The sequence below is a fragment of the Halobacillus sp. A5 genome (genome assembly GCF_024189315.1).
Lineage (GTDB): Bacteria > Bacillota > Bacilli > Bacillales > Halobacillaceae > Halobacillus_A.
Genome location: NZ_JAIZEO010000002.1, coordinates 105840 through 125377, shown reverse-complemented (window position 1 = coordinate 125377; position 19538 = coordinate 105840). Strand labels below are relative to the sequence as shown.

At 47.8% G+C, this 19538-nt stretch carries 17 protein-coding genes and 2 tRNA genes; 3 read left to right on the top strand and 16 right to left on the bottom strand.

The window, feature by feature from the left end:
- Positions 1–32 precede the first annotated feature (32 nt).
- The 3 genes from LF822_RS08650 to LF822_RS08640 all read left to right on the top strand — a co-directional run bounded on the left by LF822_RS08650 (position 33) and on the right by LF822_RS08640 (position 2391).
- Entirely contained in the window at positions 33–1157 is a 1125-nt protein-coding gene (locus LF822_RS08650; RefSeq protein ID WP_253923634.1) for a hypothetical protein, read from the top strand.
- Between the two features lie 217 nt (positions 1158–1374).
- Entirely contained in the window at positions 1375–1785 is a 411-nt protein-coding gene (locus tag LF822_RS08645; RefSeq protein ID WP_253923633.1) for a hypothetical protein, read from the top strand.
- Positions 1786–1998: 213 nt separating this feature from the next.
- Positions 1999–2391: a hypothetical protein gene (locus tag LF822_RS08640; RefSeq protein WP_253923632.1), complete on the top strand. Its 393-nt coding sequence runs from the start codon at positions 1999–2001 to the stop codon at positions 2389–2391.
- Positions 2392–2535: 144 nt separating this feature from the next.
- On the opposite strand, the gene asnB is transcribed toward LF822_RS08640, so the two are convergent.
- The 16 genes from asnB to LF822_RS08560 all read right to left on the bottom strand — a co-directional run bounded on the left by asnB (position 2536) and on the right by LF822_RS08560 (position 19435).
- Entirely contained in the window at positions 2536–4449 is a 1914-nt protein-coding gene (gene asnB, locus LF822_RS08635) for an asparagine synthase (glutamine-hydrolyzing) (protein ID WP_253923631.1), read from the bottom strand.
- 77 nt (positions 4450–4526) lie between these two features.
- Complete coding sequence (locus tag LF822_RS08630) at positions 4527–5261, bottom strand: hypothetical protein (protein ID WP_253923630.1); 735 nt, start codon at positions 5259–5261, stop codon at positions 4527–4529.
- Complete coding sequence (locus tag LF822_RS08625; protein ID WP_253923629.1) at positions 5254–5790, bottom strand: RNA polymerase sigma factor; 537 nt, start codon at positions 5788–5790, stop codon at positions 5254–5256. Before LF822_RS08625 ends, LF822_RS08630 begins: the two co-directional genes overlap by 8 nt.
- Before the next feature lie 260 nt (positions 5791–6050).
- Entirely contained in the window at positions 6051–6497 is a 447-nt protein-coding gene (locus tag LF822_RS08620) for a hypothetical protein (protein WP_253923628.1), read from the bottom strand.
- Between the two features lie 141 nt (positions 6498–6638).
- Complete coding sequence (ltaE, locus tag LF822_RS08615; RefSeq protein WP_253923627.1) at positions 6639–7667, bottom strand: low-specificity L-threonine aldolase; 1029 nt, start codon at positions 7665–7667, stop codon at positions 6639–6641.
- 903 nt (positions 7668–8570) lie between these two features.
- Positions 8571–9788: a S1C family serine protease gene (locus tag LF822_RS08610; RefSeq protein ID WP_371925861.1), complete on the bottom strand. Its 1218-nt coding sequence runs from the start codon at positions 9786–9788 to the stop codon at positions 8571–8573.
- Positions 9789–9861: 73 nt separating this feature from the next.
- A complete protein-coding gene (locus tag LF822_RS08605; protein ID WP_253923626.1) occupies positions 9862–10656 on the bottom strand; it encodes an MBL fold metallo-hydrolase in 795 nt (264 codons plus the stop codon).
- A gap of 21 nt (positions 10657–10677) precedes the next feature.
- Entirely contained in the window at positions 10678–11568 is an 891-nt protein-coding gene (locus tag LF822_RS08600) for a two-component system regulatory protein YycI (protein WP_253923625.1), read from the bottom strand.
- Positions 11549–12892 (bottom strand): YycH family regulatory protein, encoded by a 1344-nt coding sequence (locus LF822_RS08595; protein WP_253923624.1) that lies wholly within the window; start codon positions 12890–12892, stop codon positions 11549–11551. The genes LF822_RS08600 and LF822_RS08595 overlap by 20 nt, the downstream gene beginning before the upstream one ends.
- Positions 12889–14724, bottom strand: a complete 1836-nt coding sequence (gene walK, locus LF822_RS08590; RefSeq protein ID WP_253923623.1) for a cell wall metabolism sensor histidine kinase WalK — start codon at positions 14722–14724, stop codon at positions 12889–12891. Before walK ends, LF822_RS08595 begins: the two co-directional genes overlap by 4 nt.
- A gap of 9 nt (positions 14725–14733) precedes the next feature.
- Complete coding sequence (gene yycF, locus LF822_RS08585) at positions 14734–15438, bottom strand: response regulator YycF (RefSeq protein ID WP_253923622.1); 705 nt, start codon at positions 15436–15438, stop codon at positions 14734–14736.
- Positions 15439–15552: 114 nt separating this feature from the next.
- A complete protein-coding gene (locus LF822_RS23045; RefSeq protein WP_253923621.1) occupies positions 15553–16947 on the bottom strand; it encodes a peptidoglycan DD-metalloendopeptidase family protein in 1395 nt (464 codons plus the stop codon).
- A gap of 312 nt (positions 16948–17259) precedes the next feature.
- Positions 17260–17332: transfer RNA gene (locus LF822_RS08575), tRNA-Phe, on the bottom strand.
- Between the two features lie 49 nt (positions 17333–17381).
- Positions 17382–17458, bottom strand: a tRNA-Asp gene (locus LF822_RS08570).
- Between the two features lie 78 nt (positions 17459–17536).
- Positions 17537–18076, bottom strand: a complete 540-nt coding sequence (locus LF822_RS08565; protein WP_253923620.1) for an LOG family protein — start codon at positions 18074–18076, stop codon at positions 17537–17539.
- Between the two features lie 69 nt (positions 18077–18145).
- Positions 18146–19435, bottom strand: coding sequence for an adenylosuccinate synthase (locus LF822_RS08560; RefSeq protein WP_253923619.1), 1290 nt, complete (start codon positions 19433–19435; stop codon positions 18146–18148).
- Positions 19436–19538 lie beyond the last annotated feature (103 nt).

Sequence of the window (19538 nt, the reverse complement as noted above, 5' to 3'; positions counted from 1 at the left end):
ATAACTGCATGAGAAAAAGGATGTGTGATGTGATGAGGAAATTGCTCTTGCTGCTTGCAGCTGGATTACTTATGTTTGTGCTGGGGGCTTGTTCGGATTCGACGACGACGGAGGAGGATAAGGAGAACGATACGCCTTCTGAGGAGAATAAGCAGGATGAGTCCGGTGATGATGAGAATAATGATGAGAGTAATGAGGAGGAAGAGCAGAAGGAGCCTGAACAGCCGTATAAGCCTTTAGAGCCTTCTGAGGATGCGGTGTCTCTGGATGAGAGTCTGTCTGAAGAGGAGCAGGAGGAAATGCCTGAAGCGCAGGCGCAGGGGGGCGATCCTGAGCGTTCGATTCCTGTGGGCGAAACGCTGGCTCCGGGGGTTGAGGATCCGTCTGAAGGACCGTTGAAGGATCATCGTCTTGTGGCGTTATACGGGACGCCGGAGTCTGAGAATATGGGGATTCTTGGTACAATGGAGCCTGAGGAGTATATGGAGAAGCTGAAGGAGCAGACGCAGGCGTATTCGGATGCGGATCCGGATCGTCCGGCGGTGCCGACGATTGAGCTGATTACGACGATGGCCCAAAGTGAGCCGGGGCCTGAAGGTAATTATGTGCGTAAGACGTCGGATAAGAACATTGAAGAGTATGTGGAGCTGGCGGAGGAGCATGATGCGCTGATTATGCTGGATGTGCAGCTTGGCACGGACTCTGTCATGAATCAGGTGAAGTCGATTGAGAAATGGCTGAAGCACCCTAACGTTCACCTGGCGATTGATACGGAATTCCATGTGGAAGAAGGGGAAACGCCTGGCGAGGATCTCGGTCAGGTTGACGGTGCGGAAGTGCAGGAGGCCGTTGAGTATTTATCTGAGCTGACGGAGGAGAATAATCTTCCGGATAAATTCGTCTTCGTTCACCAGTTTACGGATGCGGCGCTGACGAATAAAGAGGCGATCGAGCCGACGGACAATGTGGAAGTCGCGCTCAACTATGACGGCTGGGGTGAATCTGAAGCGAAGCATTCACTGTACCGTAAGTTTGTGCGTGATGAACCGAATCAGTATGGCGGGTTTAAGATTTTCTATGATAAAGATGAGCCTGTGATGGAGCCTGAGGATGTGCTGAAGCTCGATCCGAATCCGTCGATTATTAATTATCAGTAAATGAATGGCCTGTTCCCGCTGATTGTTGTGGGGACAGGCTTTTTTGGTCTCGGCATCCAGCCGATGAGGCTGATGGGCTTTTGGGACGTCTGTAACCAGTGTAAAATTGGATTCCGGCTTAAGCGGAATCTTTTTTTTCTGCGAATAGAGGTTTTACCATAGGGGGATGATGGGGTAAAGAAGGAGAAAAACGTTGTTGTTTGTGGAGGGGATTTAGATGCTGGATGCAAGAACGGTCAGTGTGACCATTGAACGAGATGCGAAGGATGTGTACCGGTTCATGCGTGAGCCGATGAATCTGGCGGCCTGGGCGAAATCATTCTGCCAGTCGGCGGCTTATAAAGATGGCGGGTGGTATGTCGAGACAGGAGAGGGTACGGCGCGCATCCGCTTCGAGGAGGATAATCCGTACGGCGTGCTCGATTATTATTTGAAGCTTGCGACGGGTGAGGAGATGCATCACCCGCTCCGGGTCATGCCGAACGGTGAGCGGTGTGAAGTCGTGGCGACGCTGTTCCGGCGGACGGATGTGTCGGAGGAGGATTTCCTGCTGGACAGTTCGCTGCTGCTTAATGATTTGGGGCGGCTTAAGGAAACGGTGGAAGTGCTGTTGAAAAACCAGCTGTAGGGCTGGTTTTTTTGCTTGGGGCTGGCGGGTGACTTTTTGGTTTTTTTTGTCATCATCTATAATGACGGGTCGAATTATATGGATGGTTTTTAGGGGGAGTTTTTCCTGCCGGGTGATTTGAATTTTTCTTCATCATGCTGAGAAATTTTTATTAAATTCGAGGATAATTCGAGGGAAAAACAGGGTATGTAGTTGGTGAAGGAGTTGCTGCCGATGTTTGAAGCGAAAACGATAAGTGTAACGATCAACAGGCCGATGGAGGAGGTATACCGCTTTGTGCATCAGCCGATGAACTTGCCTGCGTGGGCGAAGTCTTTCTGTTTATCCGTGGCCAAGAAAGATGAGGAGTGGCTCGTGGAGACGGAGGATGGGCCGGCGAAGATTCGGTTTGTTGATGATAATTCATATGGGGTGCTTGATCATTATGTTGCGATGGGGGAAGGGGCGGAGATCCTGAATCCGATGCGTGTGATTCATAATGGTCCGGGCTGTGAGGTGCTGTTTACATTGTTTAGGCTGCCGGAGATGTCGGAGGATCATTTTATGCTGGATGCGGCGATGGTCTCGAATGATCTGCAGATGTTGAAGGAAACGATGGAATTATAAAAAAGGTCCGCTCTCTCCTGCTTGCTTGAAGCTGGAGGGGAGCGGACCTTTGTTTAGTATCAGCGGTTTTTGGCATTTATCCGCGCATTTTTAAATATATCAGCGATCGCACGACGTTCGCCAGTGCTGAAGCCACGGCGTCGATTACACGAGCTGCATTTGCTCGAGGACTTTACTTTCGGTTTCGTCCTCTTTGCGGAGCTCATCAAAGGAGTAGACGCCTTCGATGTAGATCTGGTGCCACAGCATGAACATGAGGACAGTCCAGATTTTCCTGGAGTAGTCGCCTTTGTGCTGGACGTGCGCTTCCAGCAGGTCGCGGACGATATCTTTATGGATAAGATGGTCGGTGGCGCTTGCTTCAATCAGCTCCTTCGCCCAGTCGTAGAGCTCATCACGCAGCCAGTGGCGCATCGGCACTGGGAAGCCGAGCTTCTTGCGGTCGAGCACGTGATCCGGGACGATGCCGCGGGCGGCTTTTCGCAGGATGGATTTGGTTGTTCCATCGGCGATGGTGCGGTCCACAGCGAGCTCGCGGGCGACGTTGAAGACTTCTTTGTCTAAAAATGGGACGCGCAGCTCAAGTGAGTTGGCCATCGTCATTTTATCCGCCTTCAACAGGATGTCGCCGCGCAGCCACGTATGAATGTCGACGTACTGCATCTGGTGGGTCGCATGATATTCGTTGGCTTCCTGGTACAGACGCTTCGTCACGGACTGGTATGGATATTCCTTCGCATACTTCGTGAGCAGGCGTTCTTTCTCCGCTTCTTCGAACATTTTCGCGTTGCCGATGTAGCGGTCTTTAAGCGGCGTTGTGCCGCGTTCTAACAGGCTCTTGCCCCGTACGCCCTCAGGAAGGACGCGCGCCACCTTATTTAAAGCTTTCTTCAACAGTCCTGGCATGGATTGGAAAGCTATTAAGGATTCGGGTTCGCGGTAAATGTTATAGCCGCCGAACAGTTCATCGGCTCCTTCTCCTGATAAAACGACCGTGACGTCTTTCCGTGCCTCGCGGGCTACGAAATAAAGCGGCACGCAGGATGGGTCGGCGAGCGGGTCATCCATGTGCCACATGATTTTCGGCAGCTTCTCGACGTATTCCTCAGCTGTTATCAAGTAGGAGTGGTTCTCGACGTTTAATGCGCGTGCCGTTTCTTTAGCGACGTCGACTTCAGAGTAGCCTTCACGGGCAAAGCCGACAGAGAATGTTTTTATATTCGGATTATATTGTTTGGCGATCGATACGACCAATGACGAGTCAATGCCGCCGGATAAAAACGAGCCGACCGGTACATCACTGCGCATGTGCACGCCGACGGAATCGAACAGCACGTCCTGGATCTGCTTGATCTGCCGCTTCTCTTCTGTGATTAGAGGCTGGAATGTCGCATGGAAATAGCGCTCCATTTCAAGCGGCTGACCTGATTTTTTCACAAAGTAGTGTCCGGGCTCTACCTTATGTACGCCGTCGGTCATCGTCATTGGCTCGGGTACGAATTGATAGCTCAAATAGTGCTGCAGCGCAAGAGTCGAGACGTCATCCGCCTCGCCGGCCAGGCTCTTCTTCTCGGAAGCGAAGCGGAGCATGCCGTCGGAATCGCTGTAGTAGAGCGGCTTAATGCCGAATGGGTCGCGCGCGCCGTACAGGTCCTTCTCTTGTTTATCCCAGATTAAGATGCTGAACATGCCGCGCAGCTCGTTAAAGGCTTCGACCTTTTTGTCCTGGAACAAGACGGCGATCACTTCGGTATCCGATTCGGTTTCAAACGTATAGCCCTTCTCGATTAATTGCTCGCGGAGCTCCACGTAGTTGTAGATCTCTCCGTTAAAAACCATCCAGTAGCGTTCGTCTTCAAAATGGAACGGCTGGTGGCCGCTTTCAATATCAATAATGCTGAGGCGGCGGAAGCCAAGCGAGATGTGGTCATCATGATAATACCCTTCCTCATCCGGTCCGCGGTGCTTAATCAGCTCGTTGCTTGCTTCAAACGCATGTACATAATCTTCATTAACAGACTGCCCTTTATTGTGTAAAATACCTATAAATCCACACATAGAATAGATCTCCCCTTTAAAAGGTTTATTTCCTGAAAACCTGCGGGATTCCTTTTTCTTTTTATATCGGAATCCCTTTATTCATTAACAACTTCGAAGCTCTCCAGCATGGTGTCAAATCGGACGCCATGACCCTCTTCAGCTTCTAGAAAATATTTTTGTTTAATTACAAACAAGGCATTATTGTCATCTTCCGTCACGTAATACTTCTCCATGACGGAGTTCCACTGCTGTTCACCTTCTTCCGCCTCACTCGCTATAACGATTGAGCCTTCAAATGGTTTCACAATTTCAGTATTTTTTATAATTCGATAGTCCCGGTCTTCTAAGGACTGCCTGATCGTTTCGAGCTCCTGATCAGACGATGATCCTGTAATGGGCTCGATTTCCATTGAGACTTCGGGGTATTCCGGCCCAAGCTCCACAGCGGGCACAACCTTGTCGCTCTGCCCGCCCTCTTCCAGGCGGTAGCGCGATTCATCCACATAAATCACATAATCGAGGTCCGGATTGGCATTGAGCTTGGCATCATTGACTTCGCGCTGACCTTCAAGCTCGAATTCGACTGTTTTTTCCTCTTCAAACAGATCCCATACGCTTTGAATGACGGCCTGCCCTCTATTCGTGCTGAAGGACATGGCGATAAGCAGGATGGCGGCCGCGATCGTGGCGGCTTTCATCCAGAGAGGGCGCTTCTTCGGCTTCGTAAATAATTCCTTCTCAATATTGACCCACGCTGCATCCTTCAGCTCTTCCGCCGAATCGGTCTGCTTCTTTAGAAACTCTTCCATTGTGCCTTTTTCCTTATTCATGTTCGATCGCTCCCAAAACCTGTTTAAGCTTCTGTCTTCCTTTGTAAAGCCTGGACTTGATCGTATTCTGATTTTCGTCGAGAATCGAAGCGATTTCTTTTTCCGAAAATCCGTGCAAATACTTCAGGACCACTACGGTTTTATGATGATGGTCGAGCTGGTCGAGCGCTTCTCCTAAGTCCTCGTAATCCCCTTCAATCGACGATGCCGGATGCAGAAATTCGGAGGCCTCAACGTCCATGTAAATGTTCCTGGAGTCGGCGCGTTTCTTGAGAAGGCGGTGGGTTTCATTGATCAGAATCCGGTAGAACCACGGCTTAAACGGCTTCGCTTCCTCAAAGGAATCGATGCTGCGGTAGACGCGGATGAATGTTTCCTGTACGATGTCGGACGCGTCTGCTTCGCTTTTAGTCATCGCGAACGCGGTACGGAGCGCATAGCCTGAATACAAATCATACAGCTTCTTAAAAGCCTTCTGATTTCCTTTTTTTACTTTCTTAATCAGCTTGCGTTCCATGTCCGTGTCCATCATCTCTCCACCTTTTTTTGCACCTCTCTACTCTATATACCTGTGAACATGGGAAAAAGTTTTCAATGGATCGAATTTTTTTTAAAAATTTGCAGGAGGAGTATAATTTATCCATCCGCTGCCAAAAAATAGCCGATACAAGATACGCTTGCATCGGCCGTTTCTTTTATTATATTCTCATGTCATTTATTGTCAATGTGCTATCTTTCCTGATATGGGTATATGTCCCAGGTACCAGGCATCTTCTTAAGCATGCCGACCTACTCACTTTCACTGTATTCGGCTAATTGCTGTTCAATAAATTCTGCGTCTTTTGAACCGACGCCGCTCATAATGGTTTGGAAGATAACGTCCCGCTGCTGGATACTCATGTCTGTAATCTCCTGGTTATTGACAAACGTCATTAACGTGCGGGCGGTTTTCTGATAGAAATCGTAATCCGCTGTACTGCCTGGGTATAAAGACACAGAGGAAGAAAGATCCGAAGTCAGCCGATTTAATGAAAAGGCCAGGGCTTCAATCTCTGACTCTGAGGCGTCCTCATCTCCGATACGGACGGCGAGCTCCGTCATAACTCCCCGTATCGCTGTCAGGTCTGTAGATTTGGCTTCCATTAACTCATCCTGATGCGACTGATATTGATAATAATTGATTCCTACGCTGACCAGCAGCAAAAGTGCTGCGATGATGAACCATCGTTTCTTCATAAGGGACCCCCTCACAGTCAAAGTTCTTTCCTCTTATTATATCTAAAATTCCCCTAATCATGGGGAGAACTCACTAATTTCATAAAAAAAGTGTATCATGGCATTTGCTGCGTATTATTAGAAATGGCTGCGTTTTCGTTATCATACACTCCAGCTGATCGCATTCACACGATCCACGGCAGTCTTAATGTGCTCCCGGCTCACGTCAAAATGAGTGACGAAGCGCACGGTATGCCGGCCAAAAGGAACGGCAAGTACGCCTTCTTTCTTCAGCTCGGCTAAAAAGTGTTCTGCTTGTAGGCCGAGATCGGCAACATTGACGAGCACGATATTGGTATCGACGGGACCTTCCACTCTCAGCCCGTCAATTTGGTTGATCGAATCCGCTAAATACCGGGCATTCTCATGATCGTCTGCGAGTCTGCCGGTCATTTGTGTGAGTGCAACGTAGCCCGGCTCTGCGATTACGCCGGCCTGACGCAGTCCGCCTCCGAGGCGCTTGCGCCACTTTCGTGCGCGCTGAATAAATTCCGCTGATCCGGTAATGATCGAACCAACAGGTGCTCCGAGCCCTTTTGATAAACAAAATTGTACCGTATCGGCCTGCGATGCGTAGTGCTCGACCGATATGCCGGAGGCTGCCACAGCGTTGAACAGGCGGGCACCATCTAAATGCACCGGAATTCCGTATTCCCGTGCCACCTCATAGACCGCCTGCATATTGCCAAGCGATACGACCGCTCCTCCCGCTTTATTGTGTGTATTCTCCACACAAATCATGCCTGTCTTGGGAAAATGAATATCATCGGGGCGTACAGCCGCCCGCACATCCTCCGGGTCCATCGCTCCCCGTACGCCTTCAATCGTACGAGGCTGCACGCCGGCTAGCGCACTCATCGCAGCTCCTTCATATAGAAAAAGGTGAGTACTCGCTTCCACCAGGACTTCATCCCCAGGCTGGCAATGGGTTAAAGCAGCAATTTGATTCCCCTGCGTACCGCTCGTGACAAACAAGGCCGCTTCCTTCCCTAGCATCCGTGCTGCAGTTTCTTCTAATTTTAAGACGCTCGTATCTTCGCCGTATACGTCATCCCCGACCTCCACATCAAAGGCGGCCTGCCGCATCTCAGGGGTAGGGCGTGTTACGGTATCGCTTCGTAAATCGATCATATGTATTCCTCCTCATTAGCTTCATTGTACGAAACGCGAGGGGAGTGGACAACTTTTTTCCACTGTGGATAACTCACTCTCGGTAGTCGTTAGTAATGATTTGTGAAAAAAGTGGAACAATGTCGAGAAATGTTTGATAAAGTCAGGTGTATCGTGGATATCTTTGTGCACATGTGGGTAACTCGACTAACGAATTAAGTTACCCACAATTATCCACAGACTTATACACAGAAGTCGGTACTTTTGAGCTATGCACAAGTTATCCAAGAGTATAAACATGTTATCCACAAAATAATCCACATATGCACAAATCGATGAATGTATATGGTGTTTCGTATGTATGTTCGCCACCATATATGTACCTTATCCAGAAAGCTGTGCACATGGTGTGGATAAGGAAAATGGCTTTGGGATAACTTGATTTTATATGCAAAAGGAAAGTAAAAGCAGACCCGTTTTCGCTCGAACGTGTAACCATTCCTTGCATGGACAAGAGGAAAGGGTTTTAGGAAACGCCTCCCTTTCCAAGGCCCCACACGACGTGGGGTCGTTCGATGTTGGCACACGACGTGCCGTACTTAATCGAACTTCCTATTTTGAGGCCTCTTCAGACTTATCAGCCGTTCCGGGGTGGTTCTACCCTATTTTCCTATTCCTTTTTCTTCAGTTTCTAAAGAATGACGAGATACCACGTCATTATCTATCCACGCTTTTTTAACTTGTTAAGTAACCGTGGTTTCATGCCATTGCTTTCTTGCCGCATGGATTAGAAGGGGTCTCGTTCCTTAAGACAGAAAAAAGACTCTCCGTCACCAGGATGCTTCAGGTGAAGGAGAGTCGATTAACTAAACCCATTGGCGTCACAGAGATCCTTTTCCAAAGACTCCATTAATCCAATCTTCTTTATTCTTGAGTATCCAGGGTAAGCGTCGTCTGATTAGGTTCTCCGTCACGGTAATACGTAACCTCTAATTCTTCGCCTGGATCTTTTTCTTCATATAAATACTTGCGAAGGTCGATGATATTTTCTACAGGTTCTCCGTCAAGCTCGGTAATGACATCTAATTCTTCAAGTCCGGCTTTAGCGGCTGGTGACATTTGCGACACGCTCCGTACGTACAGGCCGCCTTCTACGTCTTCAGGCAGATTCAGCGTGTTCTCCCATTCGGATGTCGGCACTTCATTCAGTCCGTAGGCTTCCACTCCGATAAAGGCGCGGCTGACCTGGCCGTCTTCTTCTAATTCTTCGACTAAAGGAAGTGCGGCGTCAATCGGGATGGCAAAACCGATCCCCTCTACAGACGATTGGGCCACTTTCATCGAGTTAATGCCGATCAGCTGGCCTTCGATATTAATTAACGCGCCTCCGCTGTTTCCAGGGTTGATCGCGGCATCGGTCTGGATAACCTCCGCCTGCCAGTCTTCCTGCCCGTCGTTGTTAAAGTCTTGCGGTATGGCGCGCTGTTTGCCGCTGATGATCCCTTTGGTAACCGACCCGGCAAACTGCAGTCCTAATGGGTTGCCGATTGCAATCGCTGGTTCGCCGACCTTCAGGTTATCCGACGAACCGATTTCAGCCACCTGGGTAACATCTTCATCTGACATTTTTAAAACGGCTAAGTCTGAGAATACATCGCCGCCGATCAACTCAGCTGGAACGCGGGTCTCGTCGGAAAGGACGACCTCAATTTCGCTGGCGCCGTCGATGACGTGGTTGTTGGTGACTACATAGGCGTCTCCGTCTTCCTGCTTATAAATCACGCCTGAGCCGACTCCTGCTTCCTCTGAACCGTCCTGTTCATCCCAGAAATTCGACTGCGACTGCAGGTTGACCACACCGACCACAGAAGGAGTAACTTCCTCAACGACCTCGGTGATCTGTGTATTGACGTCTACTTCCACCTTTTCGCTGCTTATGCCCGTGCCTTCATTATCTATGGATTCGTTTTCATCATTTGGCGTCGTTATGCTATAAGGGAGTAAATTGGTTTGAACCAGCGCAGGTAACGCCAGCAGGACAAGAACCGCGCCGAGTATGATTCCGACCAGTGTAGGCATCATAAACCGGCGGCTCTTCTTCTGCTGCTGTGTGGCTGGTGAATGATCGTCGTAGTAACCCACGGCTATCACCTTTCCTTTCTTTCCACATCTTATTTACCTTATTGTTGCCTTAACCCTGTTTTTTAAAACCTGTTTATACTTTATACAGCGGGGTCGCCTGGGCGGGATCGGTATCGTGCAGTTCAATGCGCGATCCGATCTCAAACCCGCGTTCTTTAAGCACGTCTTCCACGGACATCCGGGCGAGATCCTTCATATTATTATCCTGGCTGAGGTGGGCTAAATAGACGCGCTTTGTCTCGTCATCCATAATGTCACAGAGGGCAAGCGCGCAGTCTTCATTCGATACGTGGCCTGAATCGCCCAATATACGTCGTTTAACGTTCCATGGATAGCGTCCCATGCGGAGCATACTTACGTCATGATTCGATTCAAAAACGAGCGCGTCCGAGCCTTGCACTGTTTTTTTAATTCGTTCTGATACGTAGCCAAGATCGGTAACGAGCGAGATTTTCCTGCCGTCTTTATGAAAGGTGTAGAACATTGGATCCGCAGCGTCATGCGATACGGCAAACGATTCAACATCAATTCCGCCAAAATCCTTCGTTTCTTCCATATTAAAATGAAACTTCTGATCCAGCGACAGCTTGCCGAGCTGGCCTTCCATTGCCTGCCACGTTTTTTCATTGGCATAGATCGGCAGGTTGTATCGCCTGGCCATTATGCCGAGGCCTTTAATGTGATCACTGTGTTCATGGGTGACGAGAATGCGTGAAAGCTCGTGAGGATCCACGTTGATCTGCTCAAACAAGCCTTCAATTTTTTTCCCGCTTAGACCGGCATCGACTAATATTTTTTCCTCTCCTGATTCTATATAAAAGGCATTGCCTGTACTGCCTGAGGCGAGCACACTAAATTGTAACGTCATTGTATGACACTCCATGTCGTTCTATTCATCAGAGTTCTCTTCTTCTTCTTCCTCATTGTTTATCACGTCTTGTCGATTCGAGGATATCGTCTCCTGAAAGTACTCTAATGTATCGCTGATAAACTCATCTTCTTCTAAATCGAGGACCTGACCTTCTCCCGTTACGGCATTAAGAAACAAATCCTCTTCGCCGTTAATGGTCACTTTCCAAATCGGAGCGAACACCTGCGTAGGTTCAAATCCGGCGGCAGAGTGATAGCCGACCGTCATATTGGTCACTTCATCACCGGAAGAAATTTCCCGGTCTTCATACAGGATATCAATGACATCGTCAGGATCCAAGAGTTCCCGTTCATCATCATTCTCATTTTCTTCTTCCTGCAATTGAGAAAGCTGATACCCCGTCATCTGCCCGTCTTCTATATCGACCATAAGCACCCCGGCCGAGTTATAGTAAACGGTTCGTGAATTTGTCGTTTGAAAAAAGAGCACCTTATCTTCCTCTTCGTTCAGCCCCCAGTAGGAATACTGATCACTGAAGGGGACATGTTCACTGACCGTCTCCGTAATAGACTCTTCGTTGTTCCCAAGCTCCACAGGCTCATCCAACGTAGAGACGAGCAGCTGGCTTCCATAGACTTCTGCCTGCTGATCTTCTAAACGTTCGATCTGATCAAGCTGGCTTTCAGAAAAGTCGCTGTGTGAGGCAATTAAGAAATTAACCTCGGGTGCTTCTTCCGGTATATCATCATCAATGGTAATGTTATCCTCCGCCGGGCTTTCTTCAAACATCGGCTCCTCAATCGTACCAATCGATGCTTCTTCCTGTTTAGTCAGAAACTGCTGAAGAAGGAACAAATCAAGCACGAGAAAACTAAAGATAAATAACATTTTAATTTGGCCCCATTGCATGAGTTTGTCCTCCTTTGTTTACTGAGGAGACATCCGTTATCTCTTTCCAGCTCCCGTTTTCTAATACGAACCAGGCGGGTACAAGGGTATAAACCTCGTAGGCATCCTGTGGCTCTAACGTGTAACCCACTTGAATATCTTCAATTAAATTCAAATTGTACTGTCTAGACTCTTCTAAATAGGAAGCCACCGTTTCTCCTGACGGAAGCTCCTCTGTATTTCCGGTTAACGGATATGACGCGTTAAAATCACGGAGCGGACGCATGTATCGCTCGATTTCCTCTCCTTCGTACTCAACCTCCATCAAATGCACATTGTCTGAACTGTCGAGAAGAGGAAGATCATTAAAGTACATATGAAATTGTACGAGCGACTGGGATGGATTTAATGTAGACAATAGGAAATCATCGGTCCATCCTTCATGGGTGTTGACAAAGTCCAGGCTGTTCTCTAAAAGTTCCTGTGAGCTTAACGCCGACTGAACATCCGAGCCGCTGTTGGACGTAAGCTTTGTGAATTCCATCCGGTTTCCATCCCCGAGTACTTCAAGCCGGTTGCTGTAGTCTGTTAAACGCTGCTCTGAAGTCGAGGACGACTGTTCCCGCACGACAGGAGAATCTCCAAACAGCTCGTTTCTTAAAGGCAGCAGTCCGATTTCTTTAGAGTCGACTTGATGCTCAGTGATTTCCATGCTCTCTCTCGGAATAAAAATGCGTTTTTCTTCATCTTCTCCGAACATGATCTGTTCCTGAAGGTCTTCCTCATCATCCATACTGCTCCGCAGCTCATTCGTATCACTGCTTCCCATCCGAGCGCGAAATGAAGTGGAGCTGCCCTCATCCGAGGTAAATAATAATTCGGACCCGTCATCCTCTTCATTAAACTCAACAAAAATCCGATTAAACTGCCCGACAGGAGGATCTACATCCGAGTTATCAAATGAAAAAATATCGGGAATGGATTGAGCCGGGAGCTCCGTAGGAAAAACAAGCTCAATCATTTCTCCATCATCAGGTGGTTCCTGATTTTCCGTGCTGCTGAAATCCGACAGCGTCCATTTTTTCATACTATTAAACGTTAAGGTCACATCTTCCTGATCTTCAAAGGAATAGTGGGCATCATCCCGGTGGAGAACGAATTCACGGGGACGGACGATCGAAGCGATATCACTCTCTCCGCCGCCAATGGTTGTTTCTTCAATCAAACCATCTCCCTCATCCACACTGTCATATTCCGGCTGATAGTTCCATAAAGCGACAGTAAGCAGCAAACTAAATCCGATTAAAATAACAAGTATAATAGATTTTAACGTTTCTACCTTCATTTGCGCTTCCTCCGCTTCTGGTTAATGAGCGGAAGAGTAAAGAATACGGTTGTTCCTTTTCCTTCTTGACTGTTCGCCCATATTTGACCGTGGTGGGATTCAATTATTTCCCGGGCAATAGCGAGACCGAGCCCCGTACCTCCCATTTCCCGGGAGCGGGCTTTATCGACCCGGTAGAAGCGATCAAATATCTTATCCACCGTATCCGAAGGCATCCCCATGCCCTGGTCACTGACACTGACAAGCAGCTGTTTCTTCAGCGTTTCCGCTTTGAAAGTAATGGTGCCGCCCTCCGGGGAATATTTAATCGCATTGGAAATAATATTGTCGAGAACTTGAGTGATTTTATCCTGGTCAATCCAGACGTATAGATTTTGAGCGGATAACTCCCGGTTAAATGTATTTTTTTCGTCACGATTCATCTCAAATCGATCAATCACGTGGCTGAAGTATTCAATGAATTCGACTTTTTCTTTAAACAGACCAGTATCTTTACGGTCCATTTTCGAAAGCTGGAGCAAGTCGTTTACGAGCCGGATCATCCGATCGGTCTCATTCTGGGTGACATCGAGGAATCGCGGCGCAATCTCCTTATCCTCCCAGGCTCCGTCGGTTAAAGCCTCCAAATAGCTGCGCATCGTCGTAAGCGGGGTGCGCAGTTCATGAGACACGTTGGAGACGAATTCACGGCGTTCCTGCTCTACTTTTTCCTGCTCGGTTACATCACTGATAACCGTAATAAACCCGTCCATTTCATCATTTTCGTCCTGAACGACGGAAAAGTTGGCTTTAAGCAGAAGCGGCTGATCATCCCCGCTTAAATCGACAATAATCGAACCAATCGATTCGACATCACCGATCTCACTGACTTGATCGGTAAGGTCCAGAATGTCGATAAGCGACTGACCCTGCACTTCTTCAAAGCTCTGACCGATCAGCTTAGAGGCCGGAGCGTTCATTAGTGTAATCGCCCCTAAGCGGTCTGTCGCTATAACACCGTCGGACATGTTCGACAGCACCGAGCTGAGCTTACGCCGCTCCCCTTCCGTCGTCGCCTGGGACTGTTTAAGCTTATCGTTTAGGTCGTTAAACGTGACACCCAGCTGACCGATCTCGTCATTTCCGTGCACACTGACCTTTTGCGAAAAGTCGCCTGTGGCCATAATCTGAGCTTGTCTTCTCATCTCAGATAAAGGCTTAGTAATGGTCCGCGCCACCAAGATACCAAGCAGAGCCGTTACCGTAATGGCCAAAATGGTTCCCCGCGCAAAAATATTGTTAATCTGCTGGAGCTGGCTGGTCACCCCGCTCACATCAGCTTCATAGTAAATAGCAGCGAGGACTTCCTCCTGATCGCTGCTCTCAACCGGCCTCGCTCCTACCCGCAGGCGGTTCTCCGTGTTTGGATCGAGCTTCCATTCCCAGTCGGAATTTTTGTAGAGGAGCGCGCTTGTCACCATGGAATGATTCGTCTTCTTCCCGACATCCTCCCGGGTCAGACCACTGTTATATGTAGCAATAACACGCCGATTTGAGTAATCGATGACTTGTACCTTCTGAATATCCCCCTGGCCGAAATCATCGATTAACTCTTGAATATCATCCTCTAATGAAGTGTCAGAGTCGCTGCGATCCGTTTCATAGGAATTCTGCACACTGTAGGCTAAAGAGCGCAGTCTGCCATCGATCGACTCGTTAAAATTCTCCTCTAACCGTTGTTCTAATTCTCCTAAAAAGTAAGACCCGATCACCTGGATACCGAGCAGCAGGAGGAGAATATAAACGATTGTCAGCTTCAGCCGGACAGACTGAAAAAAACCTACCTTCTTCATACACAAACACTACTCCTGCTCTGGATTTCTTAAATAGTACCCGACCCCGCGGCGCGTTACGATCCACGCAGGGTTACTTGGATTCTCCTCAATTTTCTCGCGGAGACGGCGAACCGTTACGTCAACGGTACGAACATCACCGTAATAATCATAGCCCCATACTGTTTCAAGCAAATGCTCGCGTGTCATAACTTGTCCGATGTGGCGGGCTAAGTAATGAAGCAGCTCAAATTCGCGGTGGGTTAATTCAATATAAGACCCGTCGCGCGTTACCGTGTAGGCATCAGGATGGATCGCTAAGCGGCCGATTGTAATATCCTTCGTCTGCTGAGACTTATCCTCCGGCTCCTGCTGCTGTCTGCGCAGATTCGCCTTCACACGAGCGATCAATTCACGGTTGCTGAAAGGCTTCGTGACGTAGTCATCCGCCCCCATTTCAAGACCGAGTACCTTATCGATTTCTGCATCCTTCGCCGTTAACATAATAATCGGCATCGCATGATTCTTACGTACTTCACGGCACACTTCGTTCCCATCTTTGTGGGGAAGCATAATGTCCAGCAGGATTAATTCCGGCTTCTCTTCGTCTGCTTTACGAATCGCTTCATCGCCATCGTAGGCGCAGACGACTTCGTATCCTTCTTTTTCTAAATTAAACTTCAATATATCTGCAATTGGCTTCTCATCATCTACAACTAAAATTTTCTGTGCCATTTTCAGTCACTTCCTTTTTTTCAACTTCTATTCTTTCCCTCATTTTAACTTATTTCCGAAGAAATGTCTTATTTAATAAAAAAGCCGCTACGATTCTCATCATAGCGACTATCATTAAATGTGGTCCAGCGGATTTTCCAGTGAACCATTCTTGTGAATTTCAAAGTGGAGGTGGACGCCGGTTGAACGGCCTGTAGACCCCATGTCACCAAGAGAGGAGCCTTTTTCTACGGTATCTCCAACCTCTACATCAATGGATTCCAGGTGGGCATATGTCGTTTCATACCCATTATTGTGATCTACAACCACTTTATTGCCATAAGCGCCGCTGTTTCCGGCTTCGACTACTTCTCCATTGTCAGCCGCTTTGATTGTACGATCTTTAACGCCTGCAATGTCAATGCCTTTATGGAAGGAACCCCATCGTTCCCCCTGCTTGCTCGTAATCGATCCGTCTACTGCCGGCCACTCAAAATCCCCCGTGCCTTTAGAAGGGATCTCCTTTGTGCCTTTTAATACGATTTCTTTCTTGGGTTCAGATCGTTCTGTCTCTTCTACCGTTCCTTCGTCCGTCGTGCGATCATTTCTCTTGTCTTTGTAATAATGCACTTCTTTCTCGCCGTCTTTACCTTCTTCTTTTGTCTCTTTTTCACCCTTGAGCAGTTCGTCTGTTTCGACTACTTCTGTTTCATGAGGGATGGTCTCTTTTTTTATTCCCTCTTCTTTCACTAGAACATCCGTTAATGGTTCAGTTTCCGTAACTTGAATTTCCTGATCGACCTGCAGTGACTCGTCTTTGTCTATATCTTGATTAAGCTCAAGCAGTTCGTCTTCGGAAATGTCATATCGGGAGGCGATATCCCCCAATACTTCACCGTCTTCTACGGTATGAACCTTTTCGTTAAGTGTTCCTTCTTCCAGGGATGCTACAGCTTCATCCATTTCGTCCATGTCATCCGCATCAATGACTCTCTCTTTTTGTGATACTTCTTCTGACAACTCAACATCGATAATGGTAGAATCCTTGATTTCCGGTTCTTCATCCTGTTCACGTTCTTCTACTTCCTTTAAATCCCCTGCATCAACGTATTGTTCCTTATAGCTGCGCACCGCTTCGTCAGCCTCTTTTTCACTTGGAAGAAATGCCACGGTTTCGTCCTCTACAGTCAATTCAACTGCAGCAGCGCCTACTTCTATGGATTCTTCAAGCTTCTGCACCGTATCCTCCGTTTGATCCTCAGGAGAAAAAACTTTTTCCGGTACGTATGATACGTCTTCTAAAAGCTCCACATCGTAACCCTCATGCTCTCCTTGAGCTTGCTTTAAGTTTTGATCGACTATCTCTTCTGCTTTTTCTTTCTGAGTTACTGTACCCATATGTTTATCCCCTACATACACGTGGTATACAGTCTTTAGGCTGTCTTCAGCATAAACCGTTCCAAAACTTAAACTAACTGCAAGTAAAGCAATGGCGGAAGCCTTCTTCCAAAGCCCCGTCGTCTCTTTCACGTTCATTTCCTCCTATGGCAACTTCTCTCTATCTTTCTGTAAATTTGTAGTTTTCTCGTATTTTTTGACACTGTACCAATTTATCATAGTAAGAAAGCCTGTTGAATAGATAATAGAGGATGTAATCTATTTATAATATAGTTTCCAAATATCTCATGTTCAAAGTAAAAAAATGATCAAAAAGTGTAATTATACACCCTTAATTGGAATATTTTTCATTCATTGTTGCAGTACATTTACATAAATCCGGGTCTATTGTATGAACAAAAAAAGCGCCAGCGAACCTTAGGTTCGCGGGCGCTTCTTTAAGAGTGGCTCGGGACGGAATCGAACCGCCGACACACGGATTTTCAGTCCGTTGCTCTACCGACTGAGCTACCGAGCCATATAGTATAAGTGCAAATCTTTTAAAACGTGTGATCATGAAAGATAAGTGGCGGTCCGGACGGGACTCGAACCCGCGACCTCCTGCGTGACAGGCAGGCATTCTAACCAACTGAACTACCGGACCGTGTATGGTGTTTCTTCTTGACTGCAACGAAGAATATCATACCATACCTTTTTTCAATTACGCAATAGATTTTTTGATTTACTTGTTCTCCAGCAATGAAAGCAGGTCCTGCGCATCAGCCGATTCGAGCAGAATCGTGCGGTTTTCAGGTGAGACGAAACCCGCTTCAATTGCATGATCCATTAAATGAAGCAGCGGTGTGTAGTAGCCCTGGATATTAAACAACCCGACAGGCTTCTCATGCAGTCCGATCTGAGCCCACGTAATCGTCTCAAATAATTCCTCTAATGTGCCGAACCCGCCGGGCAGGGCGATAAACCCATCGGCCAGCTGGCTCATCTTCTCTTTACGCTGGTGCATCGTATCGACTTCAATAAACGTGGTAACGCCCTCGTGGACGATTTCCTTCTCAAATAAAGGCGTCGGCATAACACCGGTCACCCTGCCTCCGTGCTCCAGGATGGCATCGGCCATGATGCCCATCAGTCCGCTTTTGGCACCGCCGTAAACGAGTTCAATGTTCTTCTCTGCAAAGGCTTTTCCTAATCTTTTCGTCTGCTCGGCAAAGGCCGGGTCGTGGCCTGCGCTTGAGCCGGCAAACACGCTGATTCGTTTCATATCCGTTCCTCCTGTTCATAAAAAACACGCCTCCCTCTAGTATAAGGAAGACGTGGCTGTCTATGAAAGTTATTCGCTGTACACGCTGCGGACTACATTTGTTTGTGAGCGGTCCGGTCCTACGGAAAAGATGGAAAGCGGGATGCCTGTCAGCTGCGACACACGCTCCAAATAGTTTCTTGCATTGACTGGAAGCTCGTGCAGAGAGCGGACACCTGTAATGTCTTCATCCCAGCCAGGAAGCTCTTCATACACAGGTTCACATTCAGCCAGAACCTTTAAGCTCGCTGGAAATTCTTCCATGATTTCGCCGCGGTATTTATAAGCGGTACAAATTTTTAATGTCGGAATTCCTGTTAATACGTCAATCGAGTTCAGAGAAAGATCAGTAATACCGCTGACGCGGCGGGCATGACGGACGACGACACTGTCGAACCAGCCGACACGGCGCGGGCGTCCTGTGGTTGTGCCGTATTCATTACCTACTTCACGGATCTGTTCACCCGTCTCATTTTCTAATTCTGTTGGGAAAGGTCCGTCCCCGACACGTGTCGTATAGGCTTTAGAAACACCGACAACATGCTTAATTTTTGAAGGGCCGACACCGGAACCGATCGTTACTCCGCCCGCAATCGGGTTGGATGACGTAACAAACGGGTAAGTTCCCTGATCGATATCGAGCATAACGCCCTGTGCGCCTTCAAATAGTACGCGGCGGCCATCATCAAGGTTTTCGTTGAGGACAACAGATGTGTCGCATACATATTTCGCGATTTCCTGCCCATAATCATAATATTCGTTTAAAATTTCATCGACTGTAAATGGTGTTGTTTCATACACTTTTTCAAAGAAACGGTTCTTATCGGCCAGGTTCTGTTCCAGCTTCTCGCGGAACTCATCTTTATCCAGCAGATCGGCGATACGAATTCCGGTACGAGCCGCTTTGTCCATGTATGCCGGACCGATGCCTTTTTTCGTCGTGCCGATTTTGTTGGCGCCTTTCTGTTCTTCCTGTAATTCATCGAGCTTCAAGTGGTAAGGAAGAATGACGTGGGCGCGGTTGCTGATGCGCAGGTTATCCGTCGATACCCCTTTGTCATGTAAGTATTGAAGTTCTTCTAATAAGGCTTTCGGGTCAATTACCATACCATTGCCAAGCACACATTCCTTATCGTCAAAAAAGATCCCCGATGGAATCAAGTGCAGCTTATACGTAATCCCGTCAAATTTAATAGTATGGCCTGCGTTGTTTCCGCCTTGGTAACGTGCCACAACTTCGGCATTCTGTGATAGAAAATCTGTTATTTTACCTTTTCCTTCGTCTCCCCACTGGGTTCCGACGACTACTACTGAAGACATAAGGCACCTCCGCCTATAAAATTTACTTTTTCATTAATTCCAACGTCAGTTTATCAATTTTACTGCTATCCGTCAACGCAAAACACGAACATTTTATTTTAAT

What these genes read in the sequence shown, in the direction of transcription:
- walK (WP_253923623.1), bottom strand. Translation starts at nt 14,724, where the DNA reads ATGAAGAAGGTAGGTTTTTTTCAGTCTGTCCGGCTGAAGCTGACAATC.
- LF822_RS08645 (WP_253923633.1), top strand. Translation starts at nt 1,375, where the DNA reads ATGCTGGATGCAAGAACGGTCAGTGTGACCATTGAACGAGATGCGAAG.
- yycF (WP_253923622.1), bottom strand. Translation starts at nt 15,438, where the DNA reads ATGGCACAGAAAATTTTAGTTGTAGATGATGAGAAGCCAATTGCAGAT.
- asnB (WP_253923631.1), bottom strand. Translation starts at nt 4,449, where the DNA reads ATGTGTGGATTTATAGGTATTTTACACAATAAAGGGCAGTCTGTTAAT.
- LF822_RS08565 (WP_253923620.1), bottom strand. Translation starts at nt 18,076, where the DNA reads ATGAAACGAATCAGCGTGTTTGCCGGCTCAAGCGCAGGCCACGACCCG.
- LF822_RS08595 (WP_253923624.1), bottom strand. Translation starts at nt 12,892, where the DNA reads ATGAAGGTAGAAACGTTAAAATCTATTATACTTGTTATTTTAATCGGA.
- LF822_RS08605 (WP_253923626.1), bottom strand. Translation starts at nt 10,656, where the DNA reads ATGACGTTACAATTTAGTGTGCTCGCCTCAGGCAGTACAGGCAATGCC.
- LF822_RS08560 (WP_253923619.1), bottom strand. Translation starts at nt 19,435, where the DNA reads ATGTCTTCAGTAGTAGTCGTCGGAACCCAGTGGGGAGACGAAGGAAAA.
- LF822_RS08620 (WP_253923628.1), bottom strand. Translation starts at nt 6,497, where the DNA reads ATGAAGAAACGATGGTTCATCATCGCAGCACTTTTGCTGCTGGTCAGC.
- ltaE (WP_253923627.1), bottom strand. Translation starts at nt 7,667, where the DNA reads ATGATCGATTTACGAAGCGATACCGTAACACGCCCTACCCCTGAGATG.
- LF822_RS08625 (WP_253923629.1), bottom strand. Translation starts at nt 5,790, where the DNA reads ATGGACACGGACATGGAACGCAAGCTGATTAAGAAAGTAAAAAAAGGA.
- LF822_RS08650 (WP_253923634.1), top strand. Translation starts at nt 33, where the DNA reads ATGAGGAAATTGCTCTTGCTGCTTGCAGCTGGATTACTTATGTTTGTG.
- LF822_RS08640 (WP_253923632.1), top strand. Translation starts at nt 1,999, where the DNA reads ATGTTTGAAGCGAAAACGATAAGTGTAACGATCAACAGGCCGATGGAG.
- LF822_RS08600 (WP_253923625.1), bottom strand. Translation starts at nt 11,568, where the DNA reads ATGCAATGGGGCCAAATTAAAATGTTATTTATCTTTAGTTTTCTCGTG.
- LF822_RS08630 (WP_253923630.1), bottom strand. Translation starts at nt 5,261, where the DNA reads ATGAATAAGGAAAAAGGCACAATGGAAGAGTTTCTAAAGAAGCAGACC.